Origin of the sequence: Corynebacterium sp. HMSC073D01 (assembly GCF_001815555.1) — a bacterium.
GTDB lineage: Bacteria > Actinomycetota > Actinomycetes > Mycobacteriales > Mycobacteriaceae > Corynebacterium > Corynebacterium glucuronolyticum.
The window spans coordinates 1-15,551 of record NZ_KV821023.1 but is presented as its reverse complement, the minus strand read 5'-3'; the positions used below and the strand labels follow the sequence as shown (position 1 = coordinate 15,551).

General features: G+C 58.7%; 11 protein-coding genes and 1 pseudogene. 5 read left to right on the top strand and 7 right to left on the bottom strand.

Going from position 1 to position 15,551, the window contains the following annotated elements:
- The first annotated feature begins 2 nt into the window (after positions 1-2).
- Positions 3-467 carry a Fic family protein gene (locus HMPREF3044_RS01970; protein ID WP_070739063.1) on the top strand — a complete coding sequence of 155 codons (465 nt, stop codon included), beginning with the start codon at positions 3-5 and terminating at the stop codon, positions 465-467.
- A gap of 419 nt (positions 468-886) precedes the next feature.
- Here the strand turns inward: HMPREF3044_RS01970 and glf are convergent, their stop codons facing one another.
- A complete protein-coding gene (gene glf, locus HMPREF3044_RS01965) occupies positions 887-2,023 on the bottom strand; it encodes a UDP-galactopyranose mutase (RefSeq protein ID WP_070739061.1) in 1,137 nt (378 codons plus the stop codon).
- A 15-nt stretch (positions 2,024-2,038) separates the two neighbouring features.
- Positions 2,039-2,479, bottom strand: a complete 441-nt coding sequence (locus HMPREF3044_RS01960; RefSeq protein ID WP_070739059.1) for a hypothetical protein — start codon at positions 2,477-2,479, stop codon at positions 2,039-2,041.
- A 318-nt stretch (positions 2,480-2,797) separates the two neighbouring features.
- Here HMPREF3044_RS01960 and HMPREF3044_RS12840 point away from each other — a divergent pair, with 318 nt between their 5' ends.
- Together HMPREF3044_RS12840 and HMPREF3044_RS01940 are read left to right on the top strand one after the other, a co-directional pair.
- On the top strand, positions 2,798-3,973 hold the full coding sequence (locus tag HMPREF3044_RS12840; protein ID WP_141759622.1) for a hypothetical protein: 1,176 nt from the start codon (positions 2,798-2,800) through the stop codon (positions 3,971-3,973).
- Positions 3,974-4,473: 500 nt separating this feature from the next.
- Positions 4,474-6,300 carry an N-acetylmuramoyl-L-alanine amidase gene (locus HMPREF3044_RS01940; protein WP_070739052.1) on the top strand — a complete coding sequence of 609 codons (1,827 nt, stop codon included), beginning with the start codon at positions 4,474-4,476 and terminating at the stop codon, positions 6,298-6,300.
- A gap of 226 nt (positions 6,301-6,526) precedes the next feature.
- On the opposite strand, the gene HMPREF3044_RS01935 is transcribed toward HMPREF3044_RS01940, so the two are convergent.
- From HMPREF3044_RS01935 to HMPREF3044_RS01925, 3 genes and pseudogenes are all read right to left on the bottom strand, one after another.
- On the bottom strand, positions 6,527-6,880 hold the full coding sequence (locus HMPREF3044_RS01935) for a hypothetical protein (protein ID WP_070739051.1): 354 nt from the start codon (positions 6,878-6,880) through the stop codon (positions 6,527-6,529).
- Between the two features lie 4 nt (positions 6,881-6,884).
- Complete coding sequence (locus HMPREF3044_RS01930; RefSeq protein WP_246820844.1) at positions 6,885-7,229, bottom strand: hypothetical protein; 345 nt, start codon at positions 7,227-7,229, stop codon at positions 6,885-6,887.
- Between the two features lie 529 nt (positions 7,230-7,758).
- Positions 7,759-9,014: pseudogene (locus tag HMPREF3044_RS01925) on the bottom strand (MFS transporter).
- A 222-nt stretch (positions 9,015-9,236) separates the two neighbouring features.
- Here HMPREF3044_RS01925 and HMPREF3044_RS01920 point away from each other — a divergent pair.
- A complete protein-coding gene (locus tag HMPREF3044_RS01920; RefSeq protein ID WP_070739049.1) occupies positions 9,237-10,982 on the top strand; it encodes an HAD hydrolase family protein in 1,746 nt (581 codons plus the stop codon).
- Between the two features lie 355 nt (positions 10,983-11,337).
- On the opposite strand, the gene HMPREF3044_RS01915 is transcribed toward HMPREF3044_RS01920, so the two are convergent.
- Both HMPREF3044_RS01915 and HMPREF3044_RS01910 read right to left on the bottom strand, forming a co-directional pair.
- Entirely contained in the window at positions 11,338-12,021 is a 684-nt protein-coding gene (locus tag HMPREF3044_RS01915; RefSeq protein ID WP_070739048.1) for a hypothetical protein, read from the bottom strand.
- Positions 12,022-12,088: 67 nt separating this feature from the next.
- On the bottom strand, positions 12,089-13,186 hold the full coding sequence (locus tag HMPREF3044_RS01910) for a chymotrypsin family serine protease (RefSeq protein WP_070739047.1): 1,098 nt from the start codon (positions 13,184-13,186) through the stop codon (positions 12,089-12,091).
- Positions 13,187-13,271: 85 nt separating this feature from the next.
- On the opposite strand from HMPREF3044_RS01910, the gene HMPREF3044_RS01905 reads away from it, so the two are divergent.
- The gene (locus HMPREF3044_RS01905; protein ID WP_070739046.1) at positions 13,272-15,425 is read left to right on the top strand and encodes a beta-glucosidase family protein; all 2,154 of its coding nucleotides are present in this window, start codon (positions 13,272-13,274) and stop codon (positions 15,423-15,425) included.
- The last annotated feature ends 126 nt before the right edge of the window (positions 15,426-15,551 follow it).

Sequence of the window (15,551 nt, the reverse complement as noted above, 5' to 3'; positions counted from 1 at the left end):
CTGTGGCCCAGTTGCTTCCAGATCCACAATTCAACGAGGATAGCTTTATCAAGCTCCTCGTTGAATTAGCATGTAACCTCAACGCGCAATGTGGTGACCTCACCAAACCGAATGGCAAAAAGCACGAGTATTCCGGTTTTTCAGTCAGCACTGAAGGTCTTGAGTCTGCGATTGCAGCACCATTTCAGAGCTTTGGAGGCCACCCTCGGTTCGCTTCCGTGTACGATGTCGCCTCAGCACTATTGATCAATATTGCGACGGGTCATCATTTCCAAGATGGCAACAAAAGAACAGCGCTACTCATTTCATTGGTTTACCTGAGGTTCTTCAGTATTAATGTCCGACCGCCATCTCCAGAGGCAGGTTCTCGTCTGGTAGAAGACCTCGTTACCCGCACCGACCTTTCTTACGAAGAAAGACGCCAGTACGCAAGCCAAAAGCTAATCAACTGGACTGACCTCCGATAGATTGCTCTCTGGCAACGCCGTTGCGCATAATTCGTGCGTGAAAAGCTCGAACTTCGTTGAGGTAGCAGAGGTGACAGCCTGGTGCTTCCGCACATGGCGAGTTGTGGACAGGTGACGTGGGGACCTAAATCGGGGTGCGCGGGCGGTGAACGTTTGGGGCTTGGGTCGGTGGGGCGGACAAAAACTGCACGCTCTATCGGATAGCAGTTTTGACCGCCTGGGCTTTTCGCACTCTTGCAGCAACAGACGGTTAAGTTTTTGTACGGAGGTATGTGCAAACCTCTAAGAAACGGCGGGTGCACGCACGCGTGCCAGTTCCGGAGGATGTGAAAAAACTCGGACTTCGTTTGGGTAGCAGATGTGACCACCGGGCGCGATACAGGGTTGTATCGAAACGAAGTCCGAGTTTTTGTTTTCTTTTAGAGGCCGAGGAGCTCGGGGATCTTGTTGTCGACCATCGTGAGGGCGCTGGCGATAGCCATGTGCATGTCGAGGTAGTGGTACGTGCCCAGGCGGCCGCCGAAGAAGACGTTTTCTTCTTTATCGACGAGCTCGCGGTACTTCTGCACCTTCTCGCGATCCTCGGGGGTGTTGATCGGGTAGTACACCTCGTCGCCTTCTTCGGCGGCGCGGGAGTACTCCTTCACAATCACGGTCTTGTCGGATTCGTAATTGCGTTCCGGGTGGAAATGACGGAACTCCAGGATGCGGGTGTACGGCACATCCGCATCGTTGTAGTTCATCACCGGGGTGCCCTGGAAATCCTTCACATCCAGCGTTTCCCACTCGAAGTCGAGGGTGCGCCACCCGAGGCGACCGGCGGAGTAATCAAAGTAGCGGTCGACCGGGCCGGTGTAGACAACCGGGATGCCTTCATACTGGTCACGGACCTCGAACCAATCGGTGGAGAGCTGGACGTCGATAAGGTCGTTGTCGATCATCTTTTCCAGCCACGCGGTGTAGCCGTTAACGGGGAGACCCTCGTAGGTGTCGTTGAAATAACGATTGTCGAAGGTGTAGCGCACCGGCAGGCGCGTGATGTTGGAGGCAGGCAGCTTCTTCGGGTCGGTCTGCCACTGCTTGGCGGTGTAATTCTTGATGAACGCCTCATACAACGGGCGACCGATGAGGCTGATGGCCTTTTCTTCCAGGTTGGTGGCCTCGTCCGTATCGATCTCGCTGGCCTGCTCGGCGATGAGCTTCTTGGCCTCCTCCGGCGAGTAGTACTTGCCAAAGAACTGGGAAATCAGCCCCAAGCCCATAGGGAACTGGTAGGCCTGACCGTTGTGCATAGCGAAGACGCGGTGCTGGTAGCCGGTAAAATCGGTGAACTGGTTGACGTATTCCCACACCCGCTCATTGGAGGTGTGGAATAGGTGCGCACCATACTTATGCACCTCAATACCCGTCTCCGGGTCGCGCTCCGAATAACAGTTACCACCGATATGGTCACGACGCTCAACAATGAGCACCTTCTTGCCGTGGAGCGTTGCAACACGCTCCGCCACCGTGAGACCAAAGAGCCCAGCACCAACAACGATCAAGTCATAAGTCATGGGCTTAAGCTTAACCTACTGCAGGACGAGACGGTTGCCGAGCGGTTTGTCCAGGTTGACCACGAGAGACCCACGGAAACCTTCCGCAGTGCAGTCCACAGGAGCGTCGACAAGCGTACCCTGAGTGAGCTTCACAGTGACGGAGACTGGCGTCTCCGACGTGGACGCGCGCCAGCCGTGGCAGGTGGGGGTATCGCCGTTGAAGAAGATGCGGAGCCTCGTGCCCTCGTCGTTGGCCTTTTGCCAGGCGCCCCAACGCAGCGGGGTTTCGTCTTTGAGGGTGGTTGCGGGGGCCGTGTCCGTGCCGTCGAAGCCTTCGCGGATGCTACTCGACGTGCCGAGCTCCTGGTTGAGCGGGGTGGCCGCGATGATGCCGGCGACGATGCCGCCCAGCGCCGAGAGGACGGCGATAACGGTAGCGATTTTGCTGAGGAGATCTTGGGTGATGATGTTCATAGTGAATTCCTTTTTGTATTTACACGTGTGAACAGGTGGTTAATTTATATTCTTAATAGATTGTTCGGACTTTCAACCGGTTGGCACTGCCCTCAGTCTCGATGTGATGCTTTTCATATATAAAATACCTTGTCTTGTAGTGCGTTGCGCACCTTTTGTGTTTTACACCTGGTTCTAACCTCATTGTTTTCACTTTTCGGAGATATCGATAAAGATGCGCCTGGGCAAGATTTGTTTTTCGATTTTTGCGGTGTTTTCGTCCCTCGATTCTTCTACAGGTGGGGCTGCGGCATTTGGCAGAACTTCAGTGGAGCGGTAGTGAAAAAGTCAACCTGGACCAGATTCGCGCTAGCAACTCTCTCAGCGGTTCTCTTCGTTGTAACAGCCAACCCGCTTTTCCCTCCGAAAGATCCTCGGGTTAGCAGCGGACCTTCAGCCCCGGAAAACGTTGCAATTACCGGAACCGCCTCACCGATTTCAACGTCAGATGCGAAGATGATTTGGTTCCGTAAACCGGTAAACGGTGAATATGACGTTCGCCTCAAGAGCTTTCCCTTTTCGCCGGTTTTTGCAAAGCAAAGAGATGACACTTTTCTTTTCCTTGACGGCTCTACGCTATTGGCTTACACCCCCACTGGCGAATCTCCAATAACCATATTTCCTGGAAAAACTCTTCCGATAACCGTTGAGGACATAACTGTATCTAGAAGTGGTACGTCTACCATCATCAGTTCGAGCGACGGAAACTCGGGGATCTTTCTCACCACAGAGAACGGTGAATGGACCAGCACCCCGACCAGAGCAGGCCCAGTCACGTCATTAATTGTGGGAAAATTTGTGACAGACCATGGAACAGCTTTAGTAGCAACCAAAGGGGTAGGCGACTCAGACGGTGAGGTCTGCATCCAGCACATAAAGATTGGTATCCATGAGGAAACATCCTGCGTGTCTATTGAGTCGAATGTAGAGTTTGTTGAATTTCGTGATGATGGACAGTCTGCATTCGTCTTCGGTTTTTACGACGGCATCCCACAATGCACCTTATTGAGCAAGGAAGCCGAAAACTGGATTGTGTCGGACCAGCAATTCGTATCAGAATTGTCGGAATTGGACACGGATTCCATCGATTTTCATTCCTCCTTCGGAGGAAGAATATCTGTTCTCACTAGTTCTCATCTCTTAGTTTCCTTCCCCTACCCCTCACAAGACTGTTCGGTGAAGGACGTTGAAATAACATCGCTTAGCTCCTTAGTCGGAGGTCCCACGATTTCCATTACCAACGATCATGAGTTGGTAAATGTGGTTTTCTACCAGGAGCGCGACGTCACTGCCGGGCAATATGTGGTGAGTTTCAATATGCTGTCCCCTCAAAAGCATGTTGGCCCATGGCAAATTCCGCCGGAAGTTCTATGGACAACGGGCTACGATTCCCACCAGAAGGTTGACACCCTCTTCTTGGAAGGCGATCCCATTGAGCAAATCCGAGAACAATAATTGGACACGTTTTTGCTACCCCCTCGAAAATCTTCAACATCGATTCGCCTGAAATACATGGCGGCCCGTGGTGTATGCCTGAGGAGATCCTCGAAAACCAAGACAGTGCTCTTCGCGTTGTGAGATCCATTTTCCTGACGAGCGCACGCGGAGCACATTACAAGCTGAAAAACAATAAGCACCGCTTGTCCACTCAAGTAAAGGCAGAAGCCGATGAGTGGCTCTCCACTTGCAACGGTACGTAGTGGCCCATCATGCCAGTTACGCTACACCTCCGCGACAAATCTAGACTTTTCGTGAGCGGGTACAGCATGATCGGACGGGGCTCGGCAAATTCGACATCCGTTGCCTGTTTTTCGATCCCATATGCCGTCCAGCTACCACCTAGGGCTACCTGACATAGGAAAAACCGGTCCTCTTGCATCGGCGTGTCACTCTAGTAACATTTGCAACACTGGTATCTTTAGTCTCAGCGCTTTTCAAAATCACAAGGAGTTCCAGTGCAAATACAGAGAAGAACACTCAACCCGACGCGGCGCGTGCCCATCATCGCGCTCGTCGTCGCCATAGCAATGGTGGCAGCGATGCTCGTCGCGATGCCACGTGTCCTCGACGTCACCCGAACCGCGGGATCCACTGAGGTCACAAGCGACGCGCAACCGCTGGCCGCGGGCCAGTCCGTGACTGTCCCCGATGCCGCCATCGCGTCTCAGGGCGAGGCAGGCGATAAGACCGTCAAGGAATTCCATAGCGACAAGGAATTCTCCATGTTCGCCCTCACCTGGCAGGGCGACCATACCTTCGGTGTCTTCTTCCGCTCCCAGCGGCCCGACGGCTCCTGGAGCGAGTGGTTCGACGCCGACCCGCTCGACGTGCCCACGACCAGCCTCAACGGCACCGAACCCATCTACGTGGAACCCACCCGTGCGGTGCAGGTGTCCATGAACAACGTGGACTTCAACAACCCGGACACCATGAACACCATGGAGGTCCACTTCATCGACGGTGGCGAGGGGCTCACCGGCGACCAGTCCACCATCGACTTGGCGGCAGCCCAGACCGGCATCCCGAAGGTGATCAGCCGCAGTGGTTGGGGCGCAGGCGACAAGGGCTGCAACGTCACCTACGACGACAAGGTTTCCGCCATCGTCATCCACCACACGGCAGGCTCCAATAACTACACCCCAGGCCAGGCCGCCGGCATCGTCCGCGGTATCTGGAACTACCATGCCAACACGCTCGGCTGGTGCGATATCGGATACAACGCGCTGGTGGATAAGTACGGCAACATTTACGAAGGCCGCAAGGGCGGCTTCACCAAGGCCGTACAGGGCGCCCACGCAGGTGGCTTCAACCAGAACACCTGGGGCATTTCCATGATGGGTAACTACACCTCTGTGAACCCCACACAGGACACCATCGACGCCGTCGGGCAGCTCGCTGGCTGGCGCGCCGCCGTCGCCGGTTTCGATCCCACCGGCTACGACACTCACACCTCTGAGGGCACGAGCTACACCAAGTACCCGATGGGTCAGTCCGTGCGCCTGCCCAACATCTTCGCGCACCGCGACGTGGGCAACACCACGTGCCCCGGCGATGCCGGATATGCGCGGATGGATGAGATCCGCAGGATCGCCAAGCGGAACTACGACTACCTCGGTGGCAGCAGCAACTCCAGCCCGCTGCCCGCAGAGCCGGGTGGCACCGGCACCGGCGCCACCGGAAGCGGTGGCCAGCTCGGTGAAGCCATCGACGCTGTCAAGGCGCTGAGCAACCTGTCCAGCGGCAATAACGCCACCACGGACACGAGCAAGGCGATCATCGCCATCGGCGCGGTGGGCACCATCCTCGCGCTCGTCATCACGTTCCTTGCCAAGAACGGCATGCTCCCCCAGGAGCTGAAGAACCTCTCCAGCAAACAGCTCCTGCCCGGTCTGACGTTGAAGGACATCCCTGCACTGGGCGATAAGGTGGCCAACCTTTCCAGTGGCTCCAACCCGGAGCGGGCCAACGCCATCCGCAACCTGTCCTCCGTCATGGGTAAGGTTCTCGGCGCCGCCACCGGTGTCGTCGCCTACGCCGCCGGTACGGACACGGCGTTCCAGACGTTCCAGAACGGCATCATCCTGGACAACCCGCGCACCGGAACGCAGGCGCTGTGGGGCAAGATCGGCGACGCCTGGGCCGCCCAGGGCTTCGATGCCGGTGCCCTCGGCCTCCCCGTGAACCAGGAGCACCCGGACGGCAACCTCATCCGCGTCGACTTCGAACACGGCTCCATCACCTACGATCCGGCCACCGACCAGACGCAGGTGCACAACAACTAAAGCGTCCCCAGCGTGCTGGGGACGTACCCAGCGTGCTTGGCTTCATATTCAGCTTGCTGAATACCCTCCTTGTGACCGCCGCAGCCACCCTGTGTGGCTGCGGCGGATTTTTTGCGTTTTGCGCGTGACCGTGAACAGAAGGTACCAGGATTTGGTAGCGGGCATAAAAAGGGGGCCGCCCACTCACGTCGGTGGGGCGGCCTTTCGGTTGCGGCTCAAAGGATCGCTATGACGATGCCGGGTCGTGTTGCTTGAGCCAGTCTTGGAACCGGCCGTCGGCAACGAAGGCATCGTAGATGCAGAAGACGACGAAAAGCGTGAGGGCCCACTGCCACCAGGGAAGATAAATGATCGGTGGCACGAGGTACGCCACGGCGAAGGGCGCGAACGTGCCTTTATAAAGCGCCGCTGTGTCCTGTCGTTTTGACAGCCAGACCCGCAGCGTCCAGCTGTACAGGACAAAGGCGCAAGCCACGAGCCCCCATTGCAGCCATACGAAGCGTTCAGCGCCAACGATCACTTGGTAGCCAGACCCCACGATGAGAACAGACCAGCCAATGAGCCAAATCCACCGCCACATACGATTACCTCTCGTTTTCCGTTAACCAGTTCTGGAACCGGCCGTCGGCAACAAAGGCACCGTAGATAACCAGGCAGAGAAACACCGATAAGGCGAGTCCCACCCAGCCCCCGCCGGTCACGGCGAGCAGCACATAGGAGCAGGCAAACGGGGTGAATGTGCCCCTAAACAGGGCCGCCGTTTCCTGCCGTCTGGGGAGCCAGCGGGCCAGTGTGACCGCATAAAAAGCGAAGACGACCGCGACAACAGCCCCCTTCACGAACGCGTAGTGCTCAGCCTCAACGATCACCTGCCATCCAATGACAACGATGACCACTGACCAGCCAATGAGCCAGATCCACCGCCACATGCCAACCTCCTTCATTGCCGCCTTCGAAGTAATGCCCCGACCGTACTTTTTTCTGTTAGCACCGATCTATAGACCCCAAATGGGAAGACCGTGACAACCACTGCTGCAGCAGAATCCATCTTATTGGGTTCCTTTGTATCACAGGTGGTGGTGGATGCTCGTGTGAGTGCTCTCCGCGTGCATCATCACCGGCGAAAACGAGATTATTCCCCACACCAGAACCCGACGCATTGCAGCCAATCCCAATCCTCTTCCAACGGGTCCTTACCCCCACCGGCAAGAGCAGAGAAGGATCCATAGGAGAGACTGTCACTATCGGGATAAAGCCGGATTGTGGCATCTCTGCCTGACCACATGGCAAACAGCGGGTGGCAACTCCATGAAACATGCCACGAGCATTTGCCACACAAAAACGTGGCGGGAACGTAGTGCGCCACCCCGCGCCGGTTGAGCTGCCGCGGGAGGGCAACCACGTGCACCTCAGGCCACCCACAAACGCATGCGCCAACGCTTTGTGGGCCCCACTTTTCTAGGGGGCAACATCGTGCACGATGGTTACTCGCAGGTCCTGCTGCTTGCGCGCGAGCACGGTCAAGGAAAGGCTGCTGAGCAGGGCGGAGATGCCGAATAGCAGGTAATTGGAGCGAACCCCGAGGTTCTAATCCAAGAGCACACCGGCGAACGTGGGCGCGACAACCGCACCGATTCGCCCGAAGCCGAGGGCCCAGCCTAGGGCGGTGCCCTGTAAGGCGGACGGGTAGAAATCTGCAACCGCCGCAATGACGAGAATCTGGGTGCCGTGCGTGCCGATGCCCGCCAAGACGAGGATCACGTAGACCGCACTGATTGAGGGGAAATTAACAGCATAAGCAGCGACACACCCGCCAGGAGTGCAGCGAAGGATCCCGCTTTCACCGGCCCATAGCGCACACCTGCGCAGGCGGTGAGAATCGATCCGAGGACTGCCCCTAGGTTCAGGGCGAGGGTAAACAGCAAAGCAGCACCGAAATCGTAACCGGCTGTCTGCATGAGACGTGGCAACCAGGTGCCCAGCCCGTACCAGGCCAGCAGGGTGCCAAAGGTGGCGATCAAGAACCAGATCGTGACGGCGCGATAGGTGGGGTTGAGGAGGTCGAAGAATCGAGCCTCGCGCTGGGTTTCCCTCGATTTCTTACTGTCGGCGGGGATGACGGCAATGGCAACTGGCAAGCCGATGATGATCCCCGCCAGGGCGATGAGGAACGTGCAGCGCCATCCCCAATCCGGGTCGAAGGGCACGACCCAGCGGGCGATGATGGCGGCGGTCGAACCACCCAGTGGTACTCCGGACATCATGAGTGTTGCCCAGGCAGATACGTAGCGTGCCGGCACGAGGTCGGCAATCATTGCGTTCACGCTGGGGAGGAGTCCCCCCAAACCGATGGCGGCCAGCAGGCGCATAGTGGCAAACGCCCAGGGGCTGGGGGCGAATGCGCACAGCATCGTGAACACAGACAGCGTCGTGACGGAGCCGATAACAGCAGCTTTGCGCCCCACCCGATCGGATATGCGGCCGATGAGGACGGCCCCCACCACCATGCCGATGAAGCCCATCGACCCGATTGAGCCGAGCGCGGATTGCGTCAGCCCCCACTCGTGCGCAAGGGCGGTTTGCACCGTTCCATAGACGATAAGGTCATAGCCGTCGAAGACGACGAAGAACCAACCGCTGAGGACGGCGCCCAGTTTTTTCCCGCTCAGGCCGAGCACCTGCGGCCCGCGGGGCGGTCGTGTTCCATCTTGAATGTGGTCAAGGTCGCACCCGCCCCACGATGCCCATCAGGGAACGAGCAGATCAGGCGGGCGTCGAAAAGCTAACTCCGAAACGGAACACCACCTCTTCCATTACCGACGAACCGCAACGGTTACCCCCGCTCAGCATTTTCCGTAGTGCGGAACTGATCCGTATGCCCACTATGCGGGAGACGACGGGGTGGATGTGGCGCCCGTAGGATACGATGCTTATTTATGGGAGAGCCTTTTTACCACACCGTCATCGGTCTCGCGCGCGCACTGTTCAAGGCCCAGGGTCTGAAGTTCACGGTCAGCGGCTGGGAGAACGTGCCCAAGGATGGCGGCGCGGTCATCGCCGTGAACCACACCGGCTACCTGGACTTTATGTACGCAGGCATTCCGTTTCGCCTGCACAAGCGGTACGTGCGGTACATGGCGAAGGCGGAGGCTTTTAAAAATCCGTTCGTGGGCGGAATTCTGCACGCGATGAAGCACATCCCCGTGGACAGGATCGATGGGCACACCTCGCTGGAGGCGGCCGTCGATGCGCTGAAGCGCGGGGAGCTCGTGGGGATCTTCCCGGAATCGACGGTATCGCAAAGTTTTGAGATTAAATCGATTCGGTCGGGGGCGGTGCGGATGTCGGTGGAGTCCGGCACGCCGATCATCCCCGTCATCATGTTCGGCTCGCAGCGGGTGCTGACGAAGGGGCACAAGGCCAACCTCGGCCGCAGTCACACGCCGATCCACATCCGGGTGCTGCCGGGCTGGCAGTCGACGGCGACGACACCGGAGGAGGTGCAGGCCGACAAGGAGAAGCTGCGCACCCAGATGCAGGAAGGCTTGAACCAGGTCATCGCCGAGTACGAGGAGAAGGAGGGGCCACTGCCCCACGAGTACTGGGTGCCCGCCCGGTTCGGTGGAACCGCACCGACGCTGGAGGTAGCGGAGGCCGATTACCAGAGGGTCGAGGAGGAAAGGTCTCGCGTGCGCACGCTACGGGATGATTTGAAGGACCTTAGTGCGTCGATAAGCACAAAGACCAAAGAGCTGTACGGCGAAGCAGCATCGGAGGAGAACCTCCGGAAAGCGAAGGCTCACCTGGACAAACTCCTCGGAGACGTGTCCGAGGGCCTGAGCGAGGGACAGGACAAGATCGCCGCCGCCCGCGCGGAGATCCGCGAGGCCTGGGAAAACGGTTCCATGAAGCTTTCCGACGACTCCCTGGTTGCGCTCGCCTTGCAGGCCAAGCAGGTCTACTCCAAGCTTCCTTTTGTGCTGCCCAAGACGATTGAGCTCATTTCCTGCGACGTCGACGGCACCATCCTGCGGAGCGATCACACCGTTTCTGAGCGGACCGCGGCGGCGCTGGACGCTGCGCCCGTGCCGGTTATTCTGGCGACCGGGCGCCCGCGCGACAAGATCGACGAGGTCGTGAACCAGCTGCCGTTTAAGCCCCTGTGCGTGCTGGCCAACGGCGCAATGGTGTGGGATTCCGCCACCGATACCGTACTCTACCAGGCGGAATTCGACGACGCCGACATCCAATTCATCGATTCCTGCGTGCGCGCCGTGAGCGACGACGCGGCGATCGCCTGGTCTGGGAAGGTGAAGTGCCTCGTCTCCGACGACCAGTTCACCTCCGCGGAGCTGTGCGCCGACATCGCCGGGCGCGTGGGCGACCGCGCCACCGTGACGTGGTCGGCCGAGGGCGGCTTCGCCGAGATTTCCGTGCCTGGCGTGAGCAAGGCAACCGGCGTCGCCCGCATCCTCGAGGAGAAGGGCATCAACCGCAAGAACGTCCTCGCCTTCGGCGATATGCCCAACGACATTGAGCTTTTCGAGCTCGTAGGGACCTCCGTTGCCATGGGCAATGCCGTCCCCGAGGCCGTGGAAAAGGCAACGCTGGCCACCGCCGCCAACGAGGAGGACGGCGTCGCGCTCGTGGTGGAGCGGCTGACGAAGAGGCTGCAGGGGTAATTAGAAAACTCCCTGCGGAGTTGTTTCAAACAACTCCGGCGCGAGTTTATTAAAAACTCGAGGTGCGGTAGCCACATTCGTTTCTGCAGGACACAGCCTGACCTGGTCAAATCGAACGCCTGGCGGAGAGTTGTTTCAAACAACTTTGGCAGGAGTTTTTAGAAAACTCTAGATGTGAAGGGGTGGCGCTTTTCACAGAATTTCGATGTGAACTGGACATATCCAACAAATTACGGCGATACCACTACAAACAATTCTCGCATGAGTTGTTGGAAAACTCGCCTTTGCCGGGGCAAGTAAAGAAACAACTTTCTCCTGATACGTTCACGTCGCTTACAACGGAAACGAGCAAAATCTATTTTTCTCCCCAGGTCACAGGCGGATCACCAAGCAGTCTCTTCGTTGACCGAATTACGAAGTAGCCGAAGGTGGCATTCCCGCCGGCTCCAACTGCAGCCCCCAGCGCGAGAGGCAACTGCTTACCGAGGACGAGAAGCCCCTGTTTGGTGCCATATTTTGTGATGAAACGGGGGCCCAAGACCTTGTTAGCAGCCTTAATTGCATCCATCGGAATCGAATTGACTATGGTCTTTGACCAGTACGGAACGGTCTTTTTTCCAAGGGCCTGCGTGACCGTCGATGTGCCCGAATTTCCCAACAACGCAGTAAGGACGAGAAACCGACGACGTTCATGATCCTCGACATCAACACCGTAAATCTCCGCCGTCGAAAGCACATACAGGATGGAAAGCTCCAGGAAAGTGGCAAAATCGGCCATCGCGACGGGAAGCTGCACCGCCCCATTAGGGACAACAGCTGCCGCTCCCGCGCCGGTGCCGGATGCGGTTACGGAGGTGACGTAATAGCGATTAAGGCGCGTTAGGAGCTGCTCAGGAGACTCGTTCTTGTGAACTCGGCGGAGACGCTCAACCGTTTTTAATGCCAAGGGCTGCTGTTTTTGCAGGGCCGTGGTGAAACCGTCGCCAAGCCAAGCCTTTACCGCGTCGGTGCTGATCTTCTTACGCCCTTTGTCTGCCACCGGTGAGAACCCCTTTCTTTCTCCCCTTATTGTAGGCAAGACCACTCCTCTGCGCGGACCAACGAAACTAATTCACATATTGCAGTTCCATCCCGGCGAGAACCGGCTGCAGCAAGGAGAAATCCGCCAGGAAATCATGCGCCTCACCAGTGGTGAAGGTGGGCGAACCGGATAGCGCACCGATGATGGCGACGGTGCCGTCGTCACGCGGGGCGTAGAGCACTCCACCACTATCGCCTGGCATGGTGTAGAGGTTGACGCGGACAAAGGAATCATTGGCCGCGATGACGGAGCCGCACGTTATTTCCGTGCGGTAACCCATCTTGCATACCTGCTGGCCAGGGACGAGGTCCTCGGGAGCAAGCACAGAGGTTGCCTGGTAGACGTTGGCGATAAGCGGGTTCACTGCGGCGGACGGCTCCGCGCTGATGAGGAAAAGCGCAACATCGGTGTCGAAGCCGAAGGGCGAATCGGCGGTCGGCTTCCCCGCCGTCTGCCGGACAGTAATGCTGCCGAGCCTAACCAGCTGCGGGGAACCAGCGGGCTGCCAGTACACCTCAGTATGATTCTCTTCGGCGCAATGCCCAGCGGTAATGCCGTACGTGTCGCCGCTTTCGGGGTTGCGCGCAAAACCGGTCAGGGTGCAGGCGGTATTGTCCCCGGTTTGCGGGTCGCGGAGAAGGATCGTCATGCCGGCTGTGGGGTTATCCCACGTGTACCAGTTATTGTCGGCATAGCCTGCCGTTTCATACACCGGGTAGGTGCGGATCATCGCCTGATTCTGCTCCAGAAAACCCACCTCGTAGCGGTGCAGGAGCAAACCATTATCCGTTGCGATCCGCGCGATGTCGGCAGCGGTAAGGTCATCGAAGGTCTCCGGAACATCCGTCGGGTCGGGATCTTCCACGACGTAGCCGCGCCCGTAGCTGTACTCTTCGGTGGGCCCATCGGTGGAGGCACCCGTATCGGGATGAGCGTCGCTGCGCTGCTGCTCAGCCGCGGGTGGCCGAGGTGGCTCGGGGGTTGGCGAGGAAGCGACGCTGGATGGAATTGATGGTGGTAGCGCGGTGTCCTGTGGCTCGCGATCGGGCTGGGTGGCGACAAAAGTTGCCACGATAAGGGCGGCGATGACAATGGTCGCCGCGACAAGAGCGCTGCGTCGCATTCCATCACCTCCTCTACCGCCACACTATATTGGCGTGCGCGACATGTGATGAAAACCCGAGGATAGCAGATGTGGCGAGCAGAGAGTGACGGAGGCAACTAACGGCAACAAGAAGCCGTCGACAAGCAAAATATTTAGAGTGGGAAACATGACGAAGACACCCCGCGAGCGCGCCGAGGAACTTGTGTCGCGCATGACACTTGAGCAGAAGATCGCCCAGCTCCACGGGGGCATGGAGACGATCAACATTTACGGCTATAGCAACGAAATCGACCCCGAGGACGAGGACGCGATGGAGCAACTCGCGGCCCAGATTCAGATCGAGAGGCACGTGCCGGAGATCGAGGAGCTGGGGATCCCCCGCTTCCGGATCACCAACGGCCCGGTGGGCGTGGGTATGGGCGACGGCACGCCCTCCCCGCCCGCCACCGCGCTGCCGATGACCATCGGCGTGGCAGCCTCCTTCGACCCGGAGCTCGCCCACCAATACGGCGACATTATCGGCCAGGAGACCTCTGACCTGGGCCAGCACGTGCTGGAGGGGCCGGGGCTGTGCCTGCACCGCACCGTCACCGCCGGCCGCAACTTCGAGTACTTCTCCGAGGACCCCTACCTCACCGGCGTCATGGGCGTCGAGGTGACCAAGGCCATCCAGGACCACGACATTATCGCCATGGCCAAGCACTTCGTGGTGAACGACCAGGAATACGAGCGCTTCCGCACCAACATTGAGGTGGACGAGCAGACGCTGCGCGAGCTGTACCTGCTGCCGTTCGAGATGGTGGTCAAGGACGGCGAGGTCGCCGCGATCATGAGTGCGTACAACCGCGTCCGCGGCGACTACGCCACCGAGAACCGCTACCTCCTGAACGACGTCCTGCGCGGTGACTGGGACTTCGAGGGCTACGTGCAGAGTGACTTCTGGTCCACGCGCAGCTGCGCTGCCTCGCTCAACGCAGGCCTCGACCACGAGATGCCGGACGCCAAGTGGTTCAACGAGGACAATATCACGGCCGCGCTCGAGGACACCTCCACGGAGATTGAGCTCATCGACCGCGCGCTCGTGCGCCGCTACACGCAGATGTTTAGGTTCAACCAGTTCGACAAGCCGTACAACCCGGTTGAGATCGATGCGGAGGGCCATGGCGCGATCGTGCGCAAGATCGGCGCGGACATGGCTGTGCTTTTGAAAAACTCTGCGGGCGTGCTGCCGCTGTCGCCGGATGCGGGCACGATCCTCATTGTCGGCCAGTCCAAGTTCGCCGAGTTCGCCTGCCAGGGTGGCGGCGGCTCCTCCAAGGTCGACCCGCTGTACACCGTCGACCCGGAGCCCGGCCTCAAGGATGTTGTGGCTGAGCTGGGCGGAAGCGCATCGGTGTCGAGCTTCATTGTGGAACGCGACCTGTCTAACGTGGATGAGGCCGTCTCGGCTGCTTCCTCGGCTGACGTGGTTATTGTCATGGCTGGCCTCATCGCCACCGAGGGCGCCGACATGCCGTCGATGACGATGCCGCACAAGCAGAACGAGATGATCGCCAAACTGCTGCCGGCGAACTCGAAAACGGTTGTTGTTCTAAAGTCCTCCGCCCCGATGGTCATGCCGTGGACCGACGATGCGTCCACCATCCTCGAGGTGTGGAACCAGGGTGTGGAAGACGGCCACGTCGTCGGCGACCTGCTGTTTGGCAAGGTCAACCCCTCCGGCCGCGTCCCCACCACCTACCCGAAGACGGAAGAGGACTGGATCGGCCACGGCCACGAGGAGCGCTACCCCGGCATCAACCTCGGCGAAGGCTACAACACGATGACCTACTCGGAGCGCCTCGAAATGGGCTACCGCTCCCCGGACATCACGCCGACCTTCCCATTCGGTTACGGCTTGAGCTACACCACGTTCTCGCTTTCCGACGTCTCGGTCTCGGGCTCTGCCTCGGGCGTTTCAGTTTCCGCCACCGTGACGAACACGGGCTCCGTGGACGGCAAGGATGTTGTCCAGGTTTACCTCGGCATTCCGTCGGAGGGCCAGCCGGCGAAGCGCCTCGTTGGCTTTGCAAAGGTTTTCGTTTCTGCTGGCCAGAGCGAGAAGGTGGAAATTTCCATCGACGCGGAAGCATCCAGCCACCCGCTGTCGGTGTGGGATGTTGCCGCCAACGACTTCGTGGTTCCCTCCGGCGAGTTCACCGTGTACGTCAGCCACGATGTCACCGATGACTCGAATGTGAGCACGTTCACCGTCTAGGCATTATCTCTTCGCGCCCCGGGCTCTTTGGCTCGGGGCATTTGCTTTGTGAGTTATCGTGGTGACAAAAGGTACCGTTTTATGCCTAGGCGCAATCGGCGACCTGGCGTTTTGGGAGGAGTCATT